Origin of the sequence: Acidovorax sp. A1169 (genome assembly GCF_030704685.1) — a bacterium.
GTDB lineage: Bacteria > Pseudomonadota > Gammaproteobacteria > Burkholderiales > Burkholderiaceae_C > Acidovorax.
The window spans coordinates 37,384-62,741 of sequence record NZ_JAUZDX010000011.1 but is presented as its reverse complement, the minus strand read 5'-3'; the positions used below and the strand labels follow the sequence as shown (position 1 = coordinate 62,741).

The window sequence follows — 25,358 nt, the reverse complement described above, 5'->3', positions numbered from 1 at the left end:
ATTGAGTAACAGTGAACAGGTGGACCATGCGAGCAGGTCCACTGCATTTCAGATGGCGTGAAGCTGACTCCCCAACGCGTAGATGTAGTCGATACCTTGGATACGCCGACGTGGAGCTGCGCTGACTACAGCAGGTGTTCAGCGAAGTTCGATGCCGTTAATCTGAACTGCATCTAGCCAGCGTGTGTTTATGACCGTTAGCCCCAGGCGGCCGGTCGCTTTTACCGCCGAGCCAATGCACAGTCCGGCCAGAGCCATTCCCTCAGGTCCCATATGAATGAACTCGCCAGTGTCAAGCACAACTCCATTCGGCTGCCCATGCTTCGCATAATGCAGCGCTGCGACTGAACCGACGATAGTTTCCTGATTCGCGTCGGCGTCCCTCGATTCAATGCGCTCGCCCGAAGCATCAGCCAATGATTCAAATTCATAAACTGGATGTGTGCTTACTGCTGCCGTCCTGCGAGAGTTGTCGCGCGCCCCGAGCATTCGCAAGGTCTTTCCAGCCTTGCAACTGTGCGACACAGCTACTCCCTCTTTGGGAGACATCGACACCTGGACGATCTTTCGCTTCACGCTCAGTAGTACGCCTTCAACCCCCCCTTTGGGACCAAATAGAAACTGTCGGAAAACGCCACTGATCATTTCCGTAGGTTGAGTCACTGTGATTCCTTTGCCTGCATCGAAAGACAACAGTCTGCGCGGCGGTGCGGCCGCAGTCTGTGGGCCAGCGCACACTCCCCAATTTGGAAGCGGCGTAGGCAAAAATTGAAGAACTCAAGGGCCGCAATTACTGCCGACAAGTGCCGATCTGCTCGCAACTAACGGCGTGATCGAAGAAGCATCGTTCGTTCGGCTCCGCACAGACAAAGTCTCAACGCTCAGACACTCTGTGGTCACCTCCACCCCCAAACAGGATGAGCTAAATGCGCAAGACTGACTCAGAGTTGCAGCAGGATGTGATCGCGGAATTGAACTGGGAACCTTCAGTGCATGCGACCCAAATCGGGGTGGAAGCGAAGGATGGCTTGGTGACAATCGTTGGAGAGGTTAGTAGCCAATTCGAGAAATGGAACGCCGAGCGTGCAACTGAGCGGGTCAAAGGAGTCACTGCGATACTGAATGATCTGAGCGTCAAAATTTCGGAACTTGGTCAGCGTACAGATGCAGATATCGCCTTCTCAGCGTCGAATGTCTTGCGCTGGACGACTTTGATTCCGACCGACGCAGTCAAGGTGATGGTTGAAAACAGCTGGATCACCCTGTCGGGGGAGGTTCAATGGCAGTTCCAGCGGCAAGCAGCGGCCAACAGCGTACGACATTTGCCGGGCGTCATGGGACTAATCAACAAGATCACCATCAAACCCGCCGTATTCACCGTTTTGGTGAAGTCGGACATCGATTCGGCACTTAGCCGGATTGCCTCTACTAGCTCAAAGACAATCGCGGTAGAGGTCAAGGGAGCCAACGTAACGCTCACTGGAACAACACATTCTTTGTCCGAACGTGAGATAGCGAGCGAAACAGCTTGGGCCGCACCTGGCGTGCGCAGTGTCATTAACAACATAACCATCATCCATTGATAGGACTCGATCATGACCAATCCGAAACCTAACGTTTTTTTGTTCGACACGCATGCCGCAGCCGAAGACGCAATTCGTGCATTGGCCAAATCGGGGTTCGATCTGAGACAACTATCGCTTGTCGGAAAGGGGTACCACAGCGAAGAGAAGCCTACAGGCTTTTACACCGTTGGAGACCGCATCAAATCTTGGGGTAGCACGGGGGCATTCTGGGGAAGCATTTGGGGAATGCTGCTAGCGCCTGCTGTATTCCTGCTGCCGGGCTTGGGGGTCGTTGCCATGGCAGGCCCTTTCGCAGCCGCGCTCATCGCAGCACTTGAGGGTGCCGTTGTGGTCGGCGGGGTCTCTGCACTTGGCGCAGCGCTCACTCAGATTGGAATGCCGAAAGATCAGGCGATCAAGTACGAGGCGGCCCTGAAGGTGGACAAATACTTGCTGCTGGTTCACGGCGACGCCTCTGCCCAAGCGATCGCACAGACAGTCCTGGGACAGATGAAGTCAGAGATCGTTGTTTGAGCTGTTCAGTTCCGCCAGGCAGCCAGGCTAGGCGGCGCCGAACTCTTACATTCCTGAGTCACGCTGTAGTCTAACGAATTGACCATAAAGCGCGACACCGCACAGATTGAAGGACGCGAGAGCATCACACTGAACTTCCAACTCACTCAGGAATTACTCCATGAAAAGCGACTCTCAACTCAAACAGGATGTCACCGCTGAACTTCATTGGGAGCCCGCAGTCAACGCTTCCCAAATCGGCGTCGAAGTGAAGGATGGCATTGTGACTCTCGCAGGTCACGTCGACAGCTACACCGAGAAGTGGAACGCTGAGCGGGCAGCGCAACGAGTCGCGGGGGTTACTGGACTTGCGATAGCGATGGAAGTCCTGCTCCCTGGAACAAGCCAGAGAGATGACGCGGACATTGCCCGTTCTGCGGAGGACTTGTTGACGTGGTCGTCGTTCCTTCCGAAGGACAGCATAAAGGTCATGGTTGAAAAGGGCTGGGTCACATTGACAGGCCAAGTTCGCTGGGACTTCGAAAGACGTGATGTGACCTCCAGCATTCGCAAGCTGATGGGGGTCACTGGTGTCAGCGATCAAATCACGATCAAACCTGGAGTTTCTGCAACAGTGGTCAAGTCCGACATTGAGGCCGCCTTGAAAAGGCGTGCCCAAAGCGACGCGGAGTTGATTACTGTCGATGTCAAGGGCTCCGAAGTGTTCCTGTCTGGAACAGCCCACACTTGGGCAGAGCGAGACATGGCTAGCCATGCTGCCTGGAGTGCGCCAGGGGTGCAGAGCGTGGTGGATAACATCGTGGTCACCTACTGAATCTGCAACATTGGCCGGTTGACGCCAGTCGACCGGCCACGGGCTTTGCTCAGCAAGGGCGAGGCGACGGGTCTGACCCAAGACCCTGTTGTTGCCCCGTGCGGCTACTCCCTCTGTAGGTACGGCCGCGGGCACAATGGGCCTGCGGCATCAGCTCTTGCCGACCATCTGCAGTCCTCGCAGCACCCCAGGCAGCATGTCCGGCAAGTCCTCCGCAATGAGGCCCGGACCAAAAACAGCGGCAGCCGCGCCATGCATCCACACAGCAGCGGCTGACGCCAGGAATGGATCCATACCTTGTGCCAGCAAGCCCAGGACAATGCCAGCGAGAACATCGCCAGCGCCGGCCGTCGCCAGCGTGGGTGGAGCATTGGCGTTAATAATGGCGCGCCCATCAGGCGCTGCGATCACGGTGTCGCTGCCTTTCAGGACAATTACCGCACCGCTGATCCGTGCCGCCGCGCGGGCACGGGCTAGCTTATCGCCTCCTTCATCGAAAAGGCGCTTGAACTCCCCCTCATGAGGGGTCATCACACAAGGTCCGGCAATGGCGTGGAACAACACTGCAGGGTCGTGCTCGAAGACAGAGAGCGCATCGGCATCCAGCACCGTGGCGCGACCAGTCTTCAACATGGCCAGCACGCGCTCCCGTGTTGGGTCACCCAAGCCGCTTCCAGGCCCGATCAACAGCCCTGTGTAGCGCAAATCATCCAAAAGGCGCTCGAAATCCCATTGATCGGCAACAGGCGTCACCATCACACTAGTCAGCGCTGCGGCATAGGCCAGAAGCGCGGCAGGTATCACCGCTATAGTGACGAGTCCGGCACCGGCCCGCGCCGAAGCACGCGCTGCCATCCGAGCCGCCCCTGTGGTTGGATACCCGCCATAGACCAGCGCATGGCCGCGAGTGTATTTGTTGCTGTCCGGCTGTATCGCAGGCAACTCATCAAGCCACAACGCAGGATTGTTCTCGAATGTGTCGGGTGCGACCATTTCGAAAACCGACGCCGGCGTGCCAATGTCAGCGACAACCACCTCGCCACATAGCACGCGGCCAGGCTGTAGCAAATGACAAGGCTTTTTGCGGAAGCAGGTCACCGTGAGAGCGGCTTGTATGGCGCCCAGGTCAACACCGGTATCACCCATCAGACCGCTGGGCACGTCGACCGCTACGACGGTCATCCTACGAACAGATGCTGCGCCCAAGGTTTGTGCCGCTGCTCCTTCGAGCGCGCGGCTCAAGCCGGCACCGAAGATCGCATCAACCACCAATTGCGCACCGTCGAGCACTGCTGGCGACATTACCTCGACAGGACCGTTCCACAGCCCCGCGTGGTATGCAGCGCTACCGCGAAGCTGGTCGAGCGGTACAAGCAAAGCCACGCGTACCGGCCAGCCAGCCTCAACCAGTAGACGCGCCACAACAAAACCGTCCCCGCCATTGCTACCCGGACCGCACAGAACAAGCACGGGCCGCGGCGTCCATCGCTGAAATATGGCGAGTGCAACTGGGTGGCCCGCATTCTCCATCAACGCGATACTGGAGATTCCCGAGGCCACCGTGAGCTTGTCGGCTTGCGCCATCTGCGCTGAGGTGAGCAGCGCCATACTTGGGTCTAATGACATATGTTGGGCATTCAGCGGAGCCAGAAGTCGAGGATTGTGCGCATAGGCACCTCGTCTTTGGCCCGAAGGTCAAAAAATCTCAGTGATGGTTGAGAGCGAATCCAGTTCGATGTGGTGCATAACTTGGCCGCCGACTCCAAATGCCAGCGCTTCAGCCACATCGCGCCGGTTGCAGGCGACAGATCTCCGAATGGAAGCACAGTTGCCCAGCACATTGAACAGTAGAGTCGGGTAGTGCAACGGAGGAATACGCACAAGCACACACGCACCCTTCGTTCATGTCATACCCGCTCGGCTGCTTGAAGGCAGACAGTGCCGGCGCTGCCACACGCATGCAGCGCGGGCCTCCATGGGTGGCAGTAGCAACTGAGTCCTCAGACTTGTCTTGCGGGGCGCTGAATGCGACGTCGACGCCTAGGAGCATGGCCTGGTACAACTTGATATCGTCAATACCAAAAAGCGGCGACGAGCATGCACACTGCATTGGCATACTGCACACCCAGGTGCCCTCGCCCTCCGCCGCCCGCCCGCATGCGCAAGCGCGTGCCGAGGCTCGGCAACTTGGGAACCCGGCTGGCACGATTGCCACACGGTGCTGACGCTGCTGTGCCTCGGTGAAATCGCGATGCTGATGTACATGGCGGTTTTCCAGACAGGAGATTCATTCGACCTGGGTGAGGATCGGCTTTTGCTGCGCAGTGGCGATTGGAAAGTCCGCTCCGCGGGCGACAGTCTCGCCTGCCGAAAATTCTATGCGTAACTCGTCCAGCTTTGCCATTGCACCTTCAAAGGCATCGTTGCCCAGCAAAAGATGATGCGGCGCTTTGCCTGACGTCACCGCGTCGAAAACGGCCCTTGCAGCCCGGACAGGGTCTCCCGCCTGCCGCCCGGAAATCGCCCGCAATTGCGCTCTTGCCTGTCCCGCCGTCCCCGCGTAGTCATCGATGTGCTTCTTGCTCTCATTGGCGGACCGCCCGGCCCAGTCGGTTCGAAATCCACTGGGTTCGACCAACATCACCCGAATGCCGAGAGGCTCGACTTCCTGCCAGAGTGCTTCCGAAAGTCCTTCCACTGCGTATTTCGTCGCGTTGTAGTATCCCAGCGCGGGAAATGACCGCAGCCCTCCGATCGATGAGAAATTCACGATGACGCCCCTTCGACGGGCGCGCATCCCGGGCAGCGCGGCGTGGATCATCCGACCAAGACCGAAGACGTTGACGTCGAACATCTTTCGAACTTCGATCTCCTCGCTTTCCTCGATGGCAGCGAAGTAGCCAATACCAGCGTTGTTCACAAGAACGTCAATTTCACCGAATCGCGCATAAGTCGCGGCAATTGCAGCAGCGACCTGGTCCGGCTTAGTGACATCAAGCGGTAGCACGAGGGAGTCGTCCGAGGCGTAGCCCTGCAGTTGACTGGGATCGCGTGCAGTGATGACGGTGCGATGACCTTGTGCAATGCACTGCTTCGCTAACTCGTGGCCGAAGCCGGTGGAGCAACCTGTGATGAACCAAACGGGCGGCTTGACAAGGAGGGATGTACCGGGAATTTTGGTCATTTTTGCAAGCCCTCTCAGATTGGCGCCGGGAAATTCCCAGTGCGCACGAGCTTTTTGTTCACGAACTCCTGGATACCCATGTTGCCGAGTTCACGCCCATAGCCAGAATCCTTGATACCACCAAAGGGCAATTCAGCATCCAGCCAGTTGATGTTGTTGACGAACATCATTCCGGTATCGATCTGGCTGGCAACCCTCTTGCCACGGGCTTCATCCTTAGTCCATACCGAACCGCCCAGACCAAAGTCCGAGTCGTTGGCCAGCGCCACCGCCGCAGCCTCGTCCTTCACTCTAAAAAACGACACCACAGGCCCGAAGAACTCATCGCGAAAGGCCGGATTGTCGGAGGCAATATCAGTGAGGATGGTGGTCTGCATGAATGAGCCCGCACGATCAATGCGCTTGCCGCCCATCAGCACTCTGGCCCCGCTCTTTACCGCTGCATCTACCTGCGAAAGCAATTGCAGCAGAGCGGCCTCAGTAGACAGCGGCCCATGGGTAGTCTTCTCATCCATCGGATCGCCCGGCTTCAATGAAGCCAGCGCCGTCTTGAACCTTTCAAGGAACTGGTCAGCAATTGATTCCTGCACAATGAAGCGCTTGGCCGCACAGCAAGTCTGTCCGCCGTTGTACATGCGACCCCAGACGGCCCACGGAATCGTTTTTTCCAGATCGGCATCGTCGAGCACGATGAATGCGTCGCTACCTCCTAGTTCCATCGAAGACTTCTTAAGGTTCTGCCCGGCACGGGCCGCCACCTTGCGCCCTGCTGCGACGCTTCCTGTCAGGGCCACACCTTTGATGCGGGGATCGTCAATCACGCGATCACACTGCTCATGTGAGATGAGGAGGTTGGTATAGGCGCCCACCGGTGCGCCTGCGTCAAGCAACAGCTTCTCGAACGCAATGGCGCATTGCGGAACACACCCCGCATGCTTGACCACCAGCACATTGCCCGCCATCAGTTGCGGGCCGGCCACTCGGGCCAGTTGGTAGTACGGGAAATTCCAGGGCTCCACACAGAACACCACCCCGATGGGCGAACTCTCCATGTGCGCTTCACCGACCTTGGGATTCAGTTGGGTAGGCGCCAGGAAGGCTTCTGCATGCTCGGCGTAGTAGGCCAGAATATCGCCACTGAACGTGACTTCGCCTCGCGCTTCGTCGATGCGCTTGCCCATCTCGAGCGTCTCAAGCCTTGCGAAATCATCCACGTTGGCGTGCAGCAGCGCCGCGGCTCTGCTCACGATGACCCCCCGCTCGGAGTAGCTCTTCTTCTTCCAACTTTGGAAGCAATGCTCTGCGGCAGCGAGCGACTTCTCCAGCTGTCCATTTGTCAAATGCTCAAAGCTCTTGAGCACCTTTCCGCTGTTTGGATTCACACTCGCATAGGTCATGGTGGTGCAGTCTTTCGGGTTGTGAGAGTCAGGCCGACAGGTCGGGAAATCGGTGTAGCCGACTATTCGAAATTCATCGAGGAGCTCAAGGGATTGAACGATCTCAGGAGGAACAGCATCAAGTAGCGGCTCAAGCCCTGGAGAGGACAGTGTGCTTGCCCAAGACTGCCGGGTCCGTTCGGTGGGACACCGAAGGCCGTAGCCCACACGCAAGTAAATGTTGCGCGCGAAGTCTGCGCGGCGTTCGGCAGCTCACTGAGCGAGGTCTCCAGCTCTGCCAATCTTTGGAGCGTGGGCTGAGCCCCATAGATCTTGCGGTTGATAAGTATTTCAAAGGCCAAGCCCTCATGCATTGCTCCCGCCACCACATGCTGTGTGATGCGCGCACCTTGCACTTGGCCTACCGAGAAGCTTCCAGGATGTGATCGCAAAGGTTCAGGCATCACCCTCACAGCAGCAACTGCAATTTTTATCCGAGTGTTGTCTATCGCACAGACCGCGATGCTCGCACTTCCTATCGTTGGCCCTTCATCTCACCGCCTCTTGAGTTCATCGATTGATAGGTGTTGCGATTCCCCAAGCCGATTCACGATAGCCAGCAATGCAGCCTCGACCCAGTTCTATCTGCGCCTTGCGCTCTAGGAAGACAGAAACATGACCGCAACTCGCAAAGCCTATTTCGTCGGCGGAGGCATCGCGTCCTTAGCAGGCGCAGCCTTTCTAATCCGTGATGGCGGCATGCCTGGCGACCATATATCGATCCTGGAAGCCGGCTCAATGATGGGAGGCAGTCTCGACGGGACAGGCAATGCCGACCTGGGTTATTCGATGCGTGGTGGCCGCATGCTGACCACCGAAAATTACGAGTGCACCTGGGACCTCTTCAGATCCATTCCGTCACTCTCCCAGCCGGGCCGAAGTGTCTTCGACGAAACATTGGAATTCAACGAAGAGCATGTATCCGATGCAAGAGCGCGCCTGGTAGACAGCCGCCGCGCCAAAGTGCCAGTGGAGTCCATGGGATTTTCGATGCACGACCGTCCGGAATTGCTCAAGCTGGCCAACGCGCAGGAGTCTTCACTAGGTGACAGCTGCATCACCGATCATCTTTCTCCGAGCTTCTTTCAGACCGAGTTCTGGTTCATGTGGGTCACCACATTCGCCTTCCAACCTTGGCACAGCGCAGTCGAGTTCCGGAGGTACTTGCATCGCTTCATGCTGGAATTTTCGCGTATCGAGACTCTGGCTGGCGTTAAGCGCACCGTGCTCAACCAATACGACTCGCTGGTTGTGCCGCTGCAGCGTTGGCTGCAGAGCCAGGGAGTGCGCATGGTCACCGATTGCACTGTGATCGATCTGATCCACAAATCCGCCGCTGATCCATTCGAGGTCATAGCACTGCATTGCACGTTGAACGGACAGGACGACACCATGCAGCTGGAAGAGGGAGACCTTGTATTTTTACAGAATGGTTCTATGACCGATGCCTCCAGTCTCGGATCGATGACCATGGCGCCGATCAAGTTGACGAAGGCCCGACACGGCAGCTGGACGCTATGGGAAAAGCTTGCAGAAGAACGGCCGTCATTCGGGAACCCTGCGGCGTTCAATAGCTGTACTGCTCAATCGAGCTGGACGTCATTCACTGTCACGCTGAATGACCCTGCCTTCTTCGACGAAATGGAGCGCTTTAGCGGCAACGAGGCCGGGACAGGAGGGCTGGTCACGTTCAAGGACTCAAACTGGCTAATGTCTATCGTCCTGGCACACCAACCTCACTTTTCCAATCAGCCGGACGATGTACAGGTCTTCTGGGGCTACGCACTGTCTCCGGACCGAATCGGCAACTTTGTCGCCAAGGCAATGGCCGACTGCAATGGCGCCGAACTTCTGCAGGAACTCTGCGGACATCTGCGGCTTGACTTGTCAATCATGAAAACGGCGAACTGCATCCCCTGTCACATGCCCTACATAACGAGCATGTTCATGCCTCGTGCACCGGGCGACCGCCCGCTTCCAGTTCCACCGGGATCGAAGAACTTCGCATTCATCAGTCAGTTTGTCGAGATCCCGCTCGATACTGTATTTACAGTCGAGTTCTCGGTGCGGGCAGCACAGATGGCGGTATACCAACTCCTGGGCATAGAAAAGCCAGTTCCGCCAGTCACGCCACACGACAAGTCGCTCCATGCGCAGCTCGAAGCGCTCATCAAGGCGCTGAAGTAGCGCATGCAAAACATCAAGAAGAGAGCTGGACCAGTGCAGCCGCACATTGCCTACAGTCTTTCTGTCGCGAATATGCAGCGGCGTACGGCACTAGGCGTACGACCCATTAAAGCCGCAGGCTCGCGATGAGTAACTTCTCGATAGATCTCGAATGCCCTTGCGTTTGTAGAACTGCGCAAGGCGATCATATGAGCCAGCATGTGCGAATGGACCCACGACACAAGTTCCTTGGAACATGTACTACCGCCATCTAAATTTCGGACCCTAACTCGTGGAAAAAATTGGCGATCCATTGTTGATTTCGTTTGGAGCGCGCGCGGCGAGTACGCTCCGGCGTTTCCGTCTATGGCCCTGGAGGTCGCCGAGCACCACGCCAATTCCGCGTCTTTCCGAGAATAGAAGCAAACCCGCTGAATTCACTCAACCATCGCACCAGTCTGTGGTCCTAACAGGCGATTGGACAGCGCTGCGCCTGGGCGATATCGACCAACGCCTCTGCGCATTGAATGCGGCTGCGGGGGTGACGACTGCTATCGATGGTTCTCGCGTCAGCGCAATGGACACTGCAGGTGCCTGGGTTCTGCAGCGGTTCCTGCAGCGGTCACATGCAAAGGACGCCACCATCAATGTCGTCGGCCTGCGTCAATCGTTCGCTCAACTGCTGGATGTAGTGGCCCAGCAGTTCCATGACCAGATGGCTATCGCATCAGTTGGCCTACCGCCGCGCAAGAACGCGTTTGAACGTCTAGGCCGAGGCACTGTAGCCACCCTTGCGGAAGCCATGAGCATGATTGCCTTCATCGGCGAGATCACGGCTTGCGTTGGAAACTGCATCTGTCGGCCAGCACGACTGCGATGGCGTCCTATCCTGTTCAACATACGTACCGCTGGGTTCGACGCATTGCCGATTGTCGGGCTGCTGTCATTTCTCCTGGGAGTGGTTGTGGCCTACCAGGGCGCTGGGCAGCTGCGACAGTATGGCGCCAACATCTTCGTCGCAGATCTTGTGGGAGTGTCAATGCTGCGCGAGTTTGCTCCTTTGATCACGGCGATCATTGTCGCTGGACGCTCGGGCTCGTCCTATGCTGCACAAATCGGCACTATGGCGGTAACGGAAGAGATCGACGCCATGCGAACACTTGGCATCGATCCCCAGGAAATGCTGGTGTTACCCAAATTCATCGCGCTGGTCATTGCGCTACCGCTGCTAACGGTATTCGCAGACGTGCTCGGCGTTATGGGCGGAATGGTCATGGCAAGCCAGCAACTCGACGTCAGCTTCACAGACTTTCTTGATCGCTTCGTCAAGGCAGTTGTCACGTCCACCGCTCTCACCGGCATCGGCAAGGCGCCGGTCTTCGCGGCCATCATTGCTGTGGTTGGGTGTTACCAAGGGTTTCACACGAAAGGCGGCGCCGACAGTGTCGGTCGCCAGACAACGCGAAGTGTCGTCCAGTCAATCTTCCTAGTGATTGTCGCCGATGCACTTTTTTCCATAGTCTTCAGTGCGTTGGATCTCTAAGATGGTCAACCCCAATGCGTCCGGCAATTCGACCGCGCAGGCAAGTATCAGCCCCTGCGACGATCGGGAAGGTTCTGATACGACAAGCTCGACGAAGGCTCGTGAAACCGTCATTGAAGTGGACAAAGTTTCAACCCACTTCGGTAGCCACGTAGTGCACTCTGATGTCAGTTTCGAAGTTGACCGCGCAGAGATCTTCGCGTTGATAGGCGGTAGCGGCTCAGGAAAATCAACCCTTCTACGAGAAATCATCTTGCTTCAGCGGCCTGACTCCGGATCTATCCGGGTGTTGGGCAGCGAGCTCTCAAATCTTGGAGAAGAAGATGCATTGGCATTGCGCCAGCGCTGGGGGGTGATGTTCCAACACGGAGGCTTGTTCGGCGCACTGACCATCAAGGAGAACGTAGGCCTGCCACTGCGGGAACACACTCAACTCGGCGAGAATTTGATCGACGAACTCGCGTCTGCAAAGCTAGCGATGACAGGGCTCACGGCAGAAGTGGGAACACAGTATCCATCAGAGCTGAGCGGAGGCATGATGAAACGGGCTTCGTTAGCCCGTGCCCTGGCGCTGGACCCGGAAATGCTGTTTCTTGACGAGCCAACGGCAGGCCTGGACCCAGTCAGTGCAGAAGGGGTCGACGACCTCGTACTCAAGCTGAGAGACATTTTTGGTCTCACTATCTTCATGATCACGCACGACCTTGACCTGCTATGGCAAGTGGCAGATCGAGTGGCTGTTCTCTCGGATGGCAAGGTTCAGGGGGTGGGCTCGATGACTGAGCTATCGCGCATGGACAAGCCCTCAGTCCGCCAGTTTTTCGACGGCTCGCGGGGACGCGCAGCACGCGAGCAGGATCTCAGGCTGGTTGGATCGGCTGCTACGCACGTTCACAGGAGCACATCATCGAAACCAAAGTGAACTACACGCTCGTTGGCGCCTTTGTGATTCTGCTTGGAGCTGTGCTGGTCAGCGGTGTGCTGTGGATTGCATCGGGTGGTACCTTTCAGAAAAAATACGACCAATACATGGCGATCGAAGATGAATCGGTCGCAGGACTGAACTTGAACGCGCCCGTCAAATACAACGGCGTTGAAGTTGGCAAGGTAAGCAGCATCTATCTTGACCCGGAAAATCCGGAGCGAGTAAGACTGATGTTCCTGATTGAACGCGGCACTCCTATCAAGACGGACACCGTAGCTGTCCTAAAGACCCAGGGTCTGACTGGCATTGCCTACGTTGAACTTGGCGGCGGCAGCCGGGACGCTCCTCCGTTGAAGGCCAAAATGCTGGAGGCTTATCCAGTAATACGTACAAAGCCTTCTCTCAGCGCGCGATTGGAGAACGTTTTGACAACCGTGCTTGTGAAGCTAGACCGTACGTCGACCAATATCGATTCACTGCTCAGCGACGAAAATAGGCACGCGCTCAAAGGCGCTCTTGCGGACATTGCCACGGTGTCCCACACGATTGCTGCACGCAAGGACGTGATTGATGCGGGTATTGTCAGCGCGTCGCGAACCGCGGAGAACACCGCACGTGCGACGGCACAGCTCGGACCCATCATTGTCCGTATCGGCCGCGCTGCAGACTCTGTAGAGGCGATGGGCAATGACATATCGCTGGCCGGCAGGACTACCGCGAAGGCAGTGGGTTCTGTCGGATCTGACGCACAACGCTTCGCTGCGGATACTTTGCCTGAGATTCAACGGCTTCTTGGTGAACTGAATGATCTCTCAATCTCGCTGCGGCGTCTTAGCGACCAGACCGCCCGCGATCCGGGTGGTTTGCTGCGTGGTCACAGCCCGATTCCCGACGGCCCCGGAGAGACCATGCCCAAACAACTGGCGCCATGAACAAGCCAACTTCCCAGTCGAAGTGCGTGACCTCCCTACGCACTGCTGCAGCGGTGGGGGTAGCCCTCATAGCCGGCTGCAGCGGCCTACTTCCAAGCGCAGTCCCACCCCCGTTGGTCTACGCTTTGGACAGCGCACGGAGCGATCAACGTGCGACTACCCCGATCGCGGCCCCAGAGCGGGCCCCTACGCTGATCATCAATCCCACGCACTCCGCCCCGGGCTTCGACACCCAGCATATTGTCTATGTCCGAGTCACTCATCAGCTCGAACACTTCGCGCGCAGCGACTGGATTGATACACCGGCGCGCATGCTGGCGCCGCTCATCGTCTCAGCCATCAATTCTGCAGGCAGCTTCCGCGCAGTGGTTCCGGCGACCAGTGGCATCGCTGGCGACCTGCGTCTTGACACCGAGGTGGTACGACTTCAGCAGGAGTTCGGTGTTCTTCCCAGCCGCGTCCGATTCACTTTGCGTGCCACCCTTGTAGACAATGCGACCCGCCAAATCATTTCATGGCGCGAGTTCGATGAGACCATTGATTCCCAGAGCGAAGATCCATATGGCGGCGTGATAGCGGCCAATCGAGCAGTGAAGCTTGTGCTGGAACAGCTAGCGCGCTATTGCACTCTAGCTTCCGCGACGTTCCGGACCACGAGTCGAATTGACTCGACTCCAACTGGGCACAGACTGTCGCCATAGTGAAAACGGGCCGCCGATGGAGAAATTCCGCAGATGCTCGAAAGGTCCGTATTCCACAGATCACGAAACCTGGCATGCACTACCAGGTCCGGTGATGGCTTCGCCGTCGAATGTGTGCTTCATGGTTGACTGCGACAGTTCCGTGTGACCGTCACGATCTTCCATAAAACTTGGGACGAGCCAGCTACTCGCTAAGTGCCCGTACTCACGCACCAAACTGGAGGCATAGCTTTTTTAGCAGGGCCGTCGCGCACTATTTCTTGAATGGAAGGAGTGGGTTGGCGTACAGACCACATATAGCAGTTCGCCCAAAATCTGGCCTCCATAAACCAACTGAAAGCACGCCATGAAGACAGACACCCAACTGCAGCAGGACGTACTTGCTGAGCTTAAGTGGGAACCAGCAGTCACGGCTCCGGGCATCGGTGTGGAAGTAAAGAATGGAATCGTGACACTGGCAGGTGAGGTGGGCAGTTACGCCGAAAAGCTGGCGGCCGAGAGCGCGACCCAACGCGTCTACGGTCTGAAGGCGCTGACCACGGAATTGAAAGTCAAGCTTGCCGGCAGTAGCAAGCGCACAGACGCGGATATCGCAGAAGCTGTAGAGAACCTCCTGCAATGGACCACCTGGGTTCCCGAAAACTCTGTCAAGGTGCTGATCGAGAAGGGCTGGGTAACCTTGTCCGGCACAGTGGACTGGCAATTCCAGAGACAGGCAGCGGCTAACTGCGTCCGCCAATTGTCTGGGGTGACTGGCGTCCGGAACCAAATTGCCCTCAAACCCCATCTCTCTATCAGCGGGATCAAGGCTGATATCGAGGCAGCTTTGAAGCGCGGAGCTGCGGCTGATGCCAAGAAGATATCGGTCACCATCGACGGTGCCAATGTGATTTTGACCGGCAAGATTCAAAGCTGGAGGGAACGCGAAGCCGCAAACAGCTCTGCTTTGGGCACGCCAGGAGTGCACAGCGTGGTGGACAAGATGACGCTGGAGTACTAACACCGCAGCCTGGCAATGCGATGCTCCTGTAACGCTCGCCTTAGAGAGGGGTAACTACAGATGGACCGCACCCCTACGCGTTGGCCCTCTCTGCGCGGCGGACTCCTGGCCATGCTGGCAGCCGCTCTGTTTGGCGTGAGCATGCCGCTGGTTCAGCACTTCGGTGCCGGGCTGGGCGCGTTCACCACCGCGGCCCTGCTGTGTGCGGGCGCGGCGGCGGTGGACGCGCTGTCGCGCCAGCGGGTCGAGCAGGAGGCGCGGCTCACGCGAGGTGATATCCCCCGGCTGCTGTCAATGGCTGCCTTTGGCGCGGTGCTGGGCCCGGTGGTCATGGCGTGGGGGTTGCAGCACACCAGCGGCACCGGCGCCTCGCTGATGCTGACGCTGGAGGCGCTGTTCACCGCAGTGCTGGCGCGCCTGATCTACGGAGTGACGACGAACCGCCGCGTCAGGGGGGCCATGATCCTGCTGTTGGCCGGGGGCATTGCGCTGGTGATGGACTAGGCCAGGCTGGCGGCAGCCAGTTGCAGGGCTTGCTGGCCGTGCTGCTGGCCACGGCCGCCTGGGGTGCGGACAACACGCTGTCGCGCGCGTTGGCCGAGAGCGATCCGGGCCAGCTCTACTAAATATGCCGCGATCAACTTTGAGAGGTCGATGAGGTGCGGGCCGCCCTGCAGCGCTACCGTCAGCCACTCTAGGAGCTACGCTTCCTCAAAGCGCCTGATTCTGAGGCAGTTTTTGTGACCAATCGCTTGCGGCCGAACCACCTCCACCAACGCCCTTTCGACTGCTTCGGATCCGCAGCCAGATGGACTGCAAAGGGCTCGACAGTCTCGCCATGTTGAATCATGGATCCCTGATTTTGAGATCCCCACCAATCGGCGGAAGTGCGAAATGGACTCATATCTTCCCCTTAATTTGCGACAACGTCATCACAAGCCAGGCGTGAATCGGTGCTGTCACGCCTGGAAGCCTTAGGCCTGAAGGAGTCGCTGGGTCCATCAATCGTCAAGCAGTGCTTTTCAATTGTGCGGGAAGCGTCCCTTAGGCCAAGTCACCTCTAAATCTCGTCTGCGAGCGGCGGACTTCCAGACCAATAGCCAGCTCTTCCGTAGTGCCGATAGAGGTTGACATCGAGCTCTCGATCCCAAAGCTTCTCAGGGTCGTAGGCAGGCGCGTATTTCACCGATTCACGAGACAAGCTGACTGTCAATGACCTGTCGCCCCAGTGAACGCCCGTAATCCACTCGGGCGCAATAACGACCTTGTTGCCTAGCCACCAATTGCTCGTGTCAACGATGACGTAGCGAATTGACCAAGTTTCATCATCGATCAGATAGCCTGTAACGTGACCAATTTCACCGTCGGTGGCATGCAGCTGGTAGCCATTGACGGCATTGCAACTTCGCAAATGAGGATCGAATACTTGATGGCGGTTTTTCTCCGATTGCACCCAAGCTTCCATTTCCCGGTCGCGCTGCGCCCAGTCAACGCCGTCTCCCGCATAGCCAGGGGCGATTGCGTATGGGTAGAGTCCTTCTCCCCAGATGCCGGCACCTCCCCAATAGGATGGATAGCCGTAGTAGCCCAGGTACTGCTCTTCGTTTTGCCGTGAAACTGGCTTTTCGGTATCGATTCCTGGGCTGTTCTTCACCTGCTCTCGGGTCACTGAAACCGAGAGCGTTTTTTCAGACCAGTTCGGATGGTGAAGCGAGATGGGAGATATCAACACCTGCTTGGTAGTGAGCCAGGAACCTGCGTCAACGACGAGGTAGCGGATGGCCCATCTATGGTCATCGAAGTAGAGATCATTCACGCGGCCGATTTGTCCGTCGGTCGCGCTGATCGTGTAGTGCTTCAAGTCTTTCATGCTGCGCAACATTGGGGCGTCCTTTCAAATTTCCGACTCCGCCTCGCCGGCCATTCATGAATGCGGATAAGGACACCCAACGCCAAGAGTTCAACACGAGACGATAAGGTCCGAAGACCAACCAATGTCCATCGGCACGCTCGCCACGTCTGTTCGCTGCCGTACCCCAGCCATGTGGACACAGGCAATTTTCCGCAATGGTGTACTACGGTGAATCGACTGCAGCCTGTCCAAGCGGCCCATGTACTCCAACGCACAGACCGCCTACTCAAAGTAGGCCAACCTAGGATTGCGAGACAACGCAGCGTTTCGCACCAGCCACCAGGAGTAAGGCAATGATCGAACAGGATCCGAATGCATTCTCGCCGGCGCACTTGCGCAAGATTGCACTGTCGAGGTGGGCCAACGAAGGTGGCGCAAGCCCTTTGCGGCACACCGCGCACGAGAGCAAAGAACAGGACGTTGGTGACGCGGCTGAATTGGCCGTACCTGTTGGACCTGAAGTGATCCCCTCTGAAGCGGCAAAGCCAATTCGGTAGTAGCCAGAAGATGACTGCTCCCAAGCCATGTCTTGAGAAATTCTGGTAGCTCGTCCGAACGGCGCTATCTGCCAAGAAAGCTGCCTGAACGACGTCAGGCAAACGAACACAGGATCCATCATTCATGACCACCGACACGCTTGCGCCCGAACTGCTTCAAAAGGTGGACGCATATTGGCGCGCTGCGAATTACCTGTCTGTGGGACAGTTGTACCTGTATGACAACCCCTTGCTACGAGAGCCGCTGCTGATGGCGCATGTCAAGCCATTGCTGGTGGGTCACTGGGGCACGGTACCTGGGCAGAATTTCATCTACGTGCATCTGAACCGCGCGATCCTTAAGTACGGTTTGAACATGCTGTATGTTGCCGGTCCTGGGCACGGGGGAGCGGCACTGGTGAGCAATGTCTATCTCGAAGGCACGTGGAGTGAGGTCTATCCCACGGTGACGCAGGACTTGGCAGGGATGAAGACCCTGTTCAAGCAGTTCTCTTTCCCTGGAGGCATCTCCAGCCACGTGGCGCCGACCACACCGGGATCGATCCACGAAGGCGGCGAGCTTGGCTACTCTCTCAGCCATGCATTTGGAGCTGCATTCGACAACCCAGATTTGGTTATCGCCTGCGTGGTGGGTGACGGTGAGGCCGAGACTGGGCCATTGGCTACGGCTTGGCATTCCAACAAACTGCTCAATCCCATCACCGACGGAGCCGTGCTTCCTATTCTCCATCTAAACGGCTTCAAGATCAGCAATCCCACACTACTGGCGCGCGTCGGCCATGACGAACTCGATCAATACTTTCGGGGATGTGGCTGGGCACCCATCTATGTGGAAGGCAGCGATCCTCTGGCCATGCACCAACTCATGGCATCAGCCATAGATGCGGCAGTAGAACTGATCCAGCAGATTCAAGACGATGCACGCAATCGCAACATCAAGGTGCGCGCGCGATGGCCGATGATTGTTTTACGTTCTCCCAAGGGCTGGACCGGGCCCAAAGCGCTCGAAGGTGTGCAGGTAGAGAACACGTTCCGCTCACACCAGATTCCTCTGCCTGTAAGCCCGGCGTTTCCAGAGCATCTTCAGATCTTGGAAAGCTGGATGAAGAGCTACAAGCCGGACGAACTGTTTGATAGCAACGGGCGTTTGATAGCTGAGATTGCAGCCTTGGCCCCCAAGGGAAATCGCCGCATGGGATGCAACCCACACGCCAATGGCGGCTTGTTGCTCCGAGAACTAAAGCTGCCAGACTTCCGCCAGTATGCGGTGACCGTGCCAGCACCTGGTGCGCAGGAGAGTCAGGACACTCTTGTCCTGGGAAGCTATTTGCGCGAAGTCGTCAAGCTCAACCAGAACGAACAGAATTTTCGTATCTTCGGCCCCGACGAAACCGTCTCTAATCTACTGGGCGCAGTTTTTGATGTGACAAATCGGCAGTGGGATGCGGAGGTCATTCTTGGCGATGAGTTCCTTGCACCCACTGGCAGAGTTCTTGACTCAATGCTGAGTGAGCACCAGTGCCAGGGCTGGCTGGAAGGCTATCTGCTGACGGGCCGACATGGGCTGTTCAACAGCTATGAGGCATTTATCCGGATCGTCGATTCAATGTTCAGTCAGCATGCCAAGTGGCTCAAGGTGACGCGGGAACTGCCTTGGCGCAGGCCCATTGCCTCTCTGAACTACCTTCTCACCTCGCACGTTTGGCAGCAAGACCACAACGGCTTTACACACCAGGACCCAGGCTTCATCGACCATGTCGTCAGCAAGAAAGCAGACATTGTGCGGGTCTACCTTCCGCCAGATGCCAACTGCCTCCTCTCTGTCGTAGACCACTGTTTACGTAGCCGAAACCAGGTCAACGTTGTGATAGCAGGGAAGCACGCGTTGCCACAGTGGCTGACCATGAACGAGGCACTGGTCCATTGCAGTGAGGGAATTGGAATCTGGAGCTGGGCCAGCAACGACCAGGAGAGCGACCCAGATATCGTCATGGCCTGTTGTGGCGACACACCGACGCTGGAAGTTCTGGCGGCCGTTTCCATCTTGCGTGCGCACCTACCCGAATTGAAGATCAGAGTCATCAACGTAGTGGACCTGATGAAGCTTCAATCGCGCCGCGAACACCCACATGGCCTCAGTGATGCAGATTTCGATTCGATATTCACCAAGGACAAGCACGTCATCTTTGGCTTCCACGGCTATCCCTCGCTTGTGCACCAGCTGACGTACCACCGGGTAAACCGAAATTTCCACGTGCACGGGTACCGTGAAGAAGGCACGATCACCACAGCTTTCGACATGCGAGTGCAGAACGAGCTGGACCGGTTCCATTTGGTGCAGGACGCAGTGGAATGCTTGCCCCAACTGGGCAGCAAGGCTGACTATCTCAAACAGCTGACACGCGAGAAGCTGATTGAGCACTAACAATACATTGACCAACATGGCCGAGACATGCCTGAGATCCGACACTGGAAATGGAGCAAGACATCCAGCCCCGATGCCTGAGGACGGCGGCCCTCAACGCGAGACGTCTATCGCCGTCGATGAATCCCAACCATCACCAAGTACTCCAAACTTTCTCGCTGCAGGCGCAGAGAGCTGTCTCGCCTCGAGGCAAACCACCTGAATAGGCCCAAACATGCGAATGTCGAATAACTTGAGTCGGTTGGGCAGCGACGTGGGAGGCACGGAGAGAGGAAATAGGTTGATCGAGACAGCCCATGCGATGGTTGCGCCCAACAAGGGGCTGCTGGCAATAGACGAGAGCAACGGTACGTGCGACAAACGCCTCGAAAGCGCTGGCATAGCTCCCACGGTAGAGATGCGGCGCGCCTACAGGGATTTGCTAATCACTACACCGGGCTTGAACCAGTACATCAACGGCTTGATTCTCTGCGACGAGACGATTTGGCAGACCACCGCCGACGGAACTCCCTTCGTCGAGGTTGCCCGAGATGCGGGGATCCTTGTAGGCATCAAGGTGGACGCAGGCGCCACCCGCTTGGCGGCGCATCCAGGGGAAACAGTCACAGAAGGACTGGACGGATTGCGTGCACGGCTCCGCTCTTACACGGGTAAGGGAGCACGATTTGCCAAATGGCGTGCAACTATCAAGATCCACGGCGACGCTAGTCCGACCCGAGCATGCTTGGAAGCCAATGCCCACGCTTTGGCTAGGTATGCTGCCATTTGCCAGGAAGAAGGTCTCGTACCCATCATCGAGCCAGAGGTACTCATGGACGGATTCCACAATCTGGAGCGCTGTCAACAAGTCTCAGAAGCCCTACTGCGCCACGTGTTTGAGCAACTCAATACCCAGGGGGTGCTGCTGGAAGAGGTCGTCTTGAAGACCAACGTGGTGTTCTCCGGCTTGGAAGCCCCGACAACTGACGAAGCAGATGATGTTGCAGATGCAACGATTCAGTGCCTTCTTAGGACGGTACCGGCCGCCGTAGCGGGAATCGCTTTTCTGTCCGGAGGCCAGTCCGGCAAGCTAGCCAGCACACGGCTGAACGCGATGCACGTTCGTTACGGTACACCGAGTCAGCCAAGCGGGGCACCAGGCGCCACAGTCCTGCCCTGGCAACTATCGTTTTCCTTCGCGCGTGCACTCCAACATCCAGCACTGGAAATTTGGGCAGGATTGGATGCGAATCGAGCAGAGGCGCAACAGGCGCTGATACATCGCTCCCGCTGCAACAGCCTCGCGATACAAGGTCGGTATTCCGAAACGCCAGAGTCGGCATGACCCCCCTTCAGATCTACTTCATACGCCATGGCGAAACCGCCTGGTCAGTCAGTGGCCAACATACAGGCGCCACGGAGTTGCCGCTAACAGTGCACGGCGAATCGATGGCGCTGGGCTTGGCGCAGCGCTTGAAGGAGCTTAAATTCACACTGGTTCTGACCAGCCCTCGGCTGCGGGCAAAAGCGACCTGTGACCTGGCTGGACTGGGCGCCGCCGCGCGAACAGAGCCCGACCTGGCCGAATGGGGCTACGGGGACTACGAGGGCTTGCGCACTGCAGAAATCTGTAATCGGCACACAAACTGGAACATCTGGGAGGACGGGTGCCCTGGTGGAGAGGCGCCAATACAAGTAAGTCATCGCGCAGACCGCCTCATCGCTCGACTAAAAGACCTCAAGGGAAAGGTGGCACTCTTCTCACATGGCCAATTCGGCCGTGTGCTTGCGGCAAGGTGGATAGGCCTGCCGGTGCTGGAAGGCCAACATTTCACCCTCGCCCCCGCGTCGATCAGTATTCTCGGATTCGAACCCGCGCATCCACAGCGGCGTGTCATTTCCCTGTGGAATTGTGGTGGGAGCGAGCACGCGCTCGCTGAGTAAAACCCCTGGCTCTTGCGTCTTGCGAAAAGCCAGTCAGACGATTTGCCATGCTGCTTCGATCACCGCACACTTCAGGTCAACTCGGCCCGGAATCAATGGCTGCCTCCGCGCATGTACGGCGCAGGGACCGGTATCTTTGAATCAGCGCCTGCGTAGAGCTGTCATGCACCGCATCTCTATCTGATGGCGAGCGCAGCTCCAAGAACAGGCCTTGCGCAAGCTCCTTTCCCAGTTCAACGCCCCACTGATCGAAGGAGTCGATATCCCAGACTACTTGGGTAAATACACTGTGTTCGAACAGCGCAATAAGAACACCGAGTGAGTGTGGAGTAAGCACATTTCCAAGCAGCGTGTTGCTGGAGCGATTTCCTTCCAGGACGCGATGAGCAGCCGCACAGTCATTCAGGCCTTCGAAACGTAGCTCTTCCAACGTCCTGCCGAAGGCCATGGCTTCCGCCTGCAAAAACATATTTGCAATGAGAAAATCGTGCTGCCCATCGGCTTGCCCTGATGAATGACCCAGAGAATTCAGACCCTGGGCAAAGCCAATGAAATCACATGGCACCAGGTGCGTCCCCTGGTGCAGCAGTTGAAAGAAGGAGTGCTGCCCATTGGTGCCCGGCTCACCCCAAATGATAGGCGAGGTAGCCACGCCAACTGGGAGGCCTTCAGTCGTTACATTCTTGCCGTTGCTCTCCATTGTGAGTTGCTGAAGATAGGCAGGAAAGCGCCGCAGATACTGCTCGTAGGGTAGCACCGCCTGGGCAGCTGAACCCAGGAAGTTGGTGTTCCATATCGCGAGCATTCCCAAAAGTGCCGGCATGTTTTGTTCGATGGGTGCTGACCGGAAGTGAACGTCCATTGCCCGCATGCCGGCAAGCATCTGCAAGAAATTCGGCGATCCAATAGCCACCATGACAGAAAGGCCGATCGCAGAAGCGATGGAGTTACGGCCGCCTACCCAATCCCAAAGAGGAAACATCTGAGGCATTGCGATGCCAAACTCCGTCACGGCCCCGGCATTCACCGAGACCGCGACGAAGTGGCGCGCCACCGCGGCCTCATCACCCAACTGCTGCACGATCCAGGCCCGGGCAGAGCGCGCGTTTGCGAGCGTCTCCGAAGTATTAAAGCTCTTGGAGCAGATGATAAATAGTGTTTCTACAGCATCAATCTCGCGCAGGGCTTCGACAAGATCCGTACCATCGACGTTGGAGACAAAGCGAATGCTCAGTGCCCGCTCGCTGTAATGCCGCAGCGCCTCATGGGCCATGGCAGGTCCAAGGTCCGATCCCCCGATACCGATATTGATGACATTGCGTATGGGCCGCCCCGTATGACCGGTCCATCCGCCTCTGCGAACTTGGTCACTGAAGATCGCCATGCGGCCAAGTACCGCATGCACATCGGGCACTACATCCACGCCATCCACCACTATTCGGTGACCCAAAGGAGTACGCAGCGCAGTGTGCAATGCGGGGCGTCTCTCGGTGCAGTTCACGAGATCACCACGAAACATGGCATCGGTCCTCTCGCGCAGTTGGCAATCGCTTGCAAGCCTGGCAAGCAGCGGCACAGTCTGCCTATCGATTCGATTTTTTGAATAGTCGAGGTACAGCCCCGCAGCCTCGACGGTGTACTGCGATCCGCGTTGTGGTTCCGCGCAAAAAAGCGAACGAAGATGCTGCTCCCGAATGCTTGCGCAGTGTTCTTCCAAGGCAATCCATGACGGCCGAGACGTCAGCTTGCATGGTGGACGGATGCTCATGCCTGCCGAGCTCGGCGACAGATCAACCTACCACCCCAAACAGAGCGCCGGCACCGGCAGTTACACCCATCGCCAGGGCGCCCCAAAGAGCAACTCGCCAGGTTCCTGCCCACACCGGTGCACCACCAAGCTGGGCTGAAATGGCTCCAAGGCAGGCTAGAAAGCCGATGGTGGACAGAGATACCCACAACATTAGTCGCTCTGGCGACGAAATGGCGACCACCGCGATAGGCAGAGCGGCTCCGACAGAGAAGCTGGCAGCGGAAGCAAATGCAGCCTGTATCGGACGAGCAGCCGTCACGGCCGACAAGCCGAGCTCATCCCGTGCATGAGCACCCAACGCGTCGCGGGCCATCAGTTCCCGAGCGACTTGATCCGCTAGCGCACTATCCAGACCGCGCTTGACATAGATGCCTGCCAGCTCCTTTTGTTCGCCCAGAGGGTCCTGCTTGAGTTCGGCGCGCTCGCGGCTCAGGTCTGCAGTCTCCGTATCCTTCTGGGAATGGACGGAGACATACTCTCCAGCAGCCATGGACATGGCTCCCGCGATCAGCGCGGAAGTGCCGGTCAGGAGGACCGTACGATGGTCAGCCCCTGCCGCGGCGACACCCAAGACCAGGCTGGCGGTTGAAACAATTCCGTCGTTTGCACCGAGAACTGCGGCGCGCAACCAACCTGTGCGATCGCTACGATGCTGTTCTGCATGGCGGGCCATCGTCGTGCTGAAACCCCTTCTGCGCGGCAAGTTTTGATTCTTTGTCGATGTGACGTTTTTCATGGGTGGCTTCCTTTGCTTCAGCTGTTCCAGGCCTACTCATGGCGGAGCGCATCGATCGGGTCCATCCGGGCTGCGCGTCGGGCCGGGAAATAGCCAAAGAGCACGCCTATTGCCGCAGAGAAAACCATGGACAGCAGGTTGATCGTTGGATCAAACACATAGGGTACGGCCATCACGCTAGACAATGCGTAAGACGCACCTGTGGCGATGATCACCCCCACCAAACCACCCAGCGCCGATAGCACAACCGCCTCAATCAGGAACTGAAGAAGCACCTCGCGCTCCAGTGCCCCCACGGCCAGCCGCAGACCAATCTCGCGGGTTCGCTCTGTCACGCTTACCAGCATGATGTTCATGATGCCTATCCCACCCACCAGCAAGCTCACCGCAGCGACTGCACCAAGCAGACTCGTCAGCACTCCCATCGTGCTGGAGAGGGTATCGGCAAGCTGCTGCGTATCGAAGATGTTGAAATTATCGTCGTCCGATTCGGACAGCTTTCGACGCTCTCTGAGCAACTGTCGCAGACTGGCCTTCAACGGCCCGCTGTCGCTGCCCTCTTCCATGGACACCAACAGGGAGTTCACCTTTCGGCTGCCAGTGACACGTCGCTGCAGCGTATGCAGCGGCAGTACCACCACATCATCTTGATCACCCATCCCACCCTGTCCTTTGGACACTAGGATGCCGACGACATCGCAGGAAAACTGCTTGATCCGCAGTTGCTGCCCCAGGCCAGACTGTCCCGATGCGCCGCCAAATAATTCCCGGCGCACCGTTTCTCCGATAACGCATACAGCAGCACCCGCCAACTGCTCCTGGGCTTCGAACAGGCGCCCACTAGCGAGCTTCCAATTGCCTGTTTCGAACCACGCGTTGGTGCTACCCGTGACGCCAGTGCTCCAGTTGCGGCCGTTGGCTACCACCGTCACGCTTGTGCGCCCTTGCGGAGCCACTGCAGCCACCCCGCCGATCTGAGAAGCAATGGCCTCAGCATCGGCCTCGGTGAACTGTGGCACGCCGCCGCCGCTTCCACCGCCACCGGCAATGCGCTGACCCGGGCTGATCATCAGCAGGTTGGTGCCCAGACTTGTGATCTGCGTCTCGATGGCGAGCGTTGCGCCATGACCCAATGTGACCATCGTGATCACCGCGCTGACACCGATGACGATCCCCAAGATAGTGAGGAATGAGCGCAGCATATTGCGCTGCACAGAACGTATCGCCAGCATGAAGACCGAGAACAGCATCGGTT

20 protein-coding genes and 2 pseudogenes are annotated in these 25,358 nt (G+C 57.5%); 14 read left to right on the top strand and 8 right to left on the bottom strand.

Features of this window, described 5'->3' with window-relative positions:
* Window positions 1-138: 138 nt before the first annotated feature.
* The gene (locus QYL93_RS18350) at window positions 139-576 is read right to left on the bottom strand and encodes a hypothetical protein (protein WP_305744990.1); all 438 of its coding nucleotides are present in this window, start codon (window positions 574-576) and stop codon (window positions 139-141) included.
* Window positions 577-926: 350 nt separating this feature from the next.
* On the opposite strand from QYL93_RS18350, the gene QYL93_RS18345 reads away from it, so the two are divergent.
* The 3 genes from QYL93_RS18345 (at window position 927) to QYL93_RS18335 (ending at window position 2,913) form a co-directional block, all read left to right on the top strand.
* Window positions 927-1,583 carry a BON domain-containing protein gene (locus QYL93_RS18345; RefSeq protein WP_305744989.1) on the top strand — a complete coding sequence of 219 codons (657 nt, stop codon included), beginning with the start codon at window positions 927-929 and terminating at the stop codon, window positions 1,581-1,583.
* Window positions 1,584-1,595: 12 nt separating this feature from the next.
* Window positions 1,596-2,099: a DUF1269 domain-containing protein gene (locus QYL93_RS18340; RefSeq protein ID WP_305744988.1), complete on the top strand. Its 504-nt coding sequence runs from the start codon at window positions 1,596-1,598 to the stop codon at window positions 2,097-2,099.
* Window positions 2,100-2,259: 160 nt separating this feature from the next.
* A complete protein-coding gene (locus QYL93_RS18335) occupies window positions 2,260-2,913 on the top strand; it encodes a BON domain-containing protein (protein WP_305744987.1) in 654 nt (217 codons plus the stop codon).
* 150 nt (window positions 2,914-3,063) lie between these two features.
* On the opposite strand, the gene QYL93_RS18330 is transcribed toward QYL93_RS18335, so the two are convergent.
* The 3 genes from QYL93_RS18330 to QYL93_RS18320 all read right to left on the bottom strand — a co-directional run bounded on the left by QYL93_RS18330 (window position 3,064) and on the right by QYL93_RS18320 (window position 7,494).
* Complete coding sequence (locus tag QYL93_RS18330; RefSeq protein WP_305744986.1) at window positions 3,064-4,521, bottom strand: NAD(P)H-hydrate dehydratase; 1,458 nt, start codon at window positions 4,519-4,521, stop codon at window positions 3,064-3,066.
* Between the two features lie 679 nt (window positions 4,522-5,200).
* Complete coding sequence (locus QYL93_RS18325) at window positions 5,201-6,097, bottom strand: oxidoreductase (protein ID WP_305744985.1); 897 nt, start codon at window positions 6,095-6,097, stop codon at window positions 5,201-5,203.
* A 14-nt stretch (window positions 6,098-6,111) separates the two neighbouring features.
* Complete coding sequence (locus tag QYL93_RS18320) at window positions 6,112-7,494, bottom strand: NAD-dependent succinate-semialdehyde dehydrogenase (RefSeq protein ID WP_305744984.1); 1,383 nt, start codon at window positions 7,492-7,494, stop codon at window positions 6,112-6,114.
* Window positions 7,495-8,148: 654 nt separating this feature from the next.
* On the opposite strand from QYL93_RS18320, the gene QYL93_RS18315 reads away from it, so the two are divergent.
* From QYL93_RS18315 to QYL93_RS18285, 7 genes and pseudogenes are all read left to right on the top strand, one after another.
* The gene (locus QYL93_RS18315) at window positions 8,149-9,720 is read left to right on the top strand and encodes an oleate hydratase (protein WP_305744983.1); all 1,572 of its coding nucleotides are present in this window, start codon (window positions 8,149-8,151) and stop codon (window positions 9,718-9,720) included.
* A gap of 271 nt (window positions 9,721-9,991) precedes the next feature.
* Window positions 9,992-11,242, top strand: a complete 1,251-nt coding sequence (locus QYL93_RS18310; RefSeq protein ID WP_305744982.1) for an MlaE family lipid ABC transporter permease subunit — start codon at window positions 9,992-9,994, stop codon at window positions 11,240-11,242.
* 1 nt (window position 11,243) lies between these two features.
* Window positions 11,244-12,164, top strand: coding sequence for an ABC transporter ATP-binding protein (locus QYL93_RS18305; RefSeq protein ID WP_305744981.1), 921 nt, complete (start codon window positions 11,244-11,246; stop codon window positions 12,162-12,164).
* Window positions 12,161-13,099, top strand: a complete 939-nt coding sequence (locus tag QYL93_RS18300) for an MlaD family protein (RefSeq protein ID WP_305744980.1) — start codon at window positions 12,161-12,163, stop codon at window positions 13,097-13,099. Before QYL93_RS18305 ends, QYL93_RS18300 begins: the two co-directional genes overlap by 4 nt.
* 113 nt (window positions 13,100-13,212) lie before the next feature.
* Window positions 13,213-13,800 carry an ABC-type transport auxiliary lipoprotein family protein gene (locus tag QYL93_RS18295; protein WP_305744979.1) on the top strand — a complete coding sequence of 196 codons (588 nt, stop codon included), beginning with the start codon at window positions 13,213-13,215 and terminating at the stop codon, window positions 13,798-13,800.
* 346 nt (window positions 13,801-14,146) lie between these two features.
* Window positions 14,147-14,800, top strand: a complete 654-nt coding sequence (locus QYL93_RS18290) for a BON domain-containing protein (RefSeq protein ID WP_305744978.1) — start codon at window positions 14,147-14,149, stop codon at window positions 14,798-14,800.
* Window positions 14,801-14,860: 60 nt separating this feature from the next.
* A pseudogene (locus QYL93_RS18285) lies at window positions 14,861-15,420 on the top strand (EamA family transporter); the annotation flags it as partial.
* Between the two features lie 440 nt (window positions 15,421-15,860).
* On the opposite strand, the gene QYL93_RS18280 reads toward QYL93_RS18285, so the two are convergent.
* On the bottom strand, window positions 15,861-16,682 hold the full coding sequence (locus QYL93_RS18280; protein ID WP_305744977.1) for a PRC-barrel domain-containing protein: 822 nt from the start codon (window positions 16,680-16,682) through the stop codon (window positions 15,861-15,863).
* Between the two features lie 323 nt (window positions 16,683-17,005).
* Here QYL93_RS18280 and QYL93_RS18275 point away from each other — a divergent pair, with 323 nt between their 5' ends.
* From QYL93_RS18275 to QYL93_RS18260, 4 genes and pseudogenes are all read left to right on the top strand, one after another.
* On the top strand, window positions 17,006-17,209 hold the full coding sequence (locus QYL93_RS18275; RefSeq protein WP_305744976.1) for a hypothetical protein: 204 nt from the start codon (window positions 17,006-17,008) through the stop codon (window positions 17,207-17,209).
* A gap of 124 nt (window positions 17,210-17,333) precedes the next feature.
* Window positions 17,334-19,631: pseudogene (locus tag QYL93_RS18270) on the top strand (phosphoketolase); the annotation flags it as partial.
* Between the two features lie 223 nt (window positions 19,632-19,854).
* Entirely contained in the window at window positions 19,855-20,958 is a 1,104-nt protein-coding gene (locus QYL93_RS18265; RefSeq protein WP_370877001.1) for a class I fructose-bisphosphate aldolase, read from the top strand.
* The gene (locus QYL93_RS18260; RefSeq protein ID WP_305744973.1) at window positions 20,955-21,557 is read left to right on the top strand and encodes a histidine phosphatase family protein; all 603 of its coding nucleotides are present in this window, start codon (window positions 20,955-20,957) and stop codon (window positions 21,555-21,557) included. Before QYL93_RS18265 ends, QYL93_RS18260 begins: the two co-directional genes overlap by 4 nt.
* A 76-nt stretch (window positions 21,558-21,633) precedes the next feature.
* On the opposite strand, the gene pgi is transcribed toward QYL93_RS18260, so the two are convergent.
* From pgi to QYL93_RS18245, 3 genes are all read right to left on the bottom strand, one after another.
* A complete protein-coding gene (gene pgi, locus QYL93_RS18255; protein WP_305744972.1) occupies window positions 21,634-23,325 on the bottom strand; it encodes a glucose-6-phosphate isomerase in 1,692 nt (563 codons plus the stop codon).
* Between the two features lie 22 nt (window positions 23,326-23,347).
* On the bottom strand, window positions 23,348-24,040 hold the full coding sequence (locus tag QYL93_RS18250) for a VIT family protein (RefSeq protein ID WP_305745108.1): 693 nt from the start codon (window positions 24,038-24,040) through the stop codon (window positions 23,348-23,350).
* A gap of 95 nt (window positions 24,041-24,135) precedes the next feature.
* Complete coding sequence (locus QYL93_RS18245; protein WP_305744971.1) at window positions 24,136-25,353, bottom strand: ABC transporter permease; 1,218 nt, start codon at window positions 25,351-25,353, stop codon at window positions 24,136-24,138.
* Window positions 25,354-25,358: the final 5 nt, after the last annotated feature.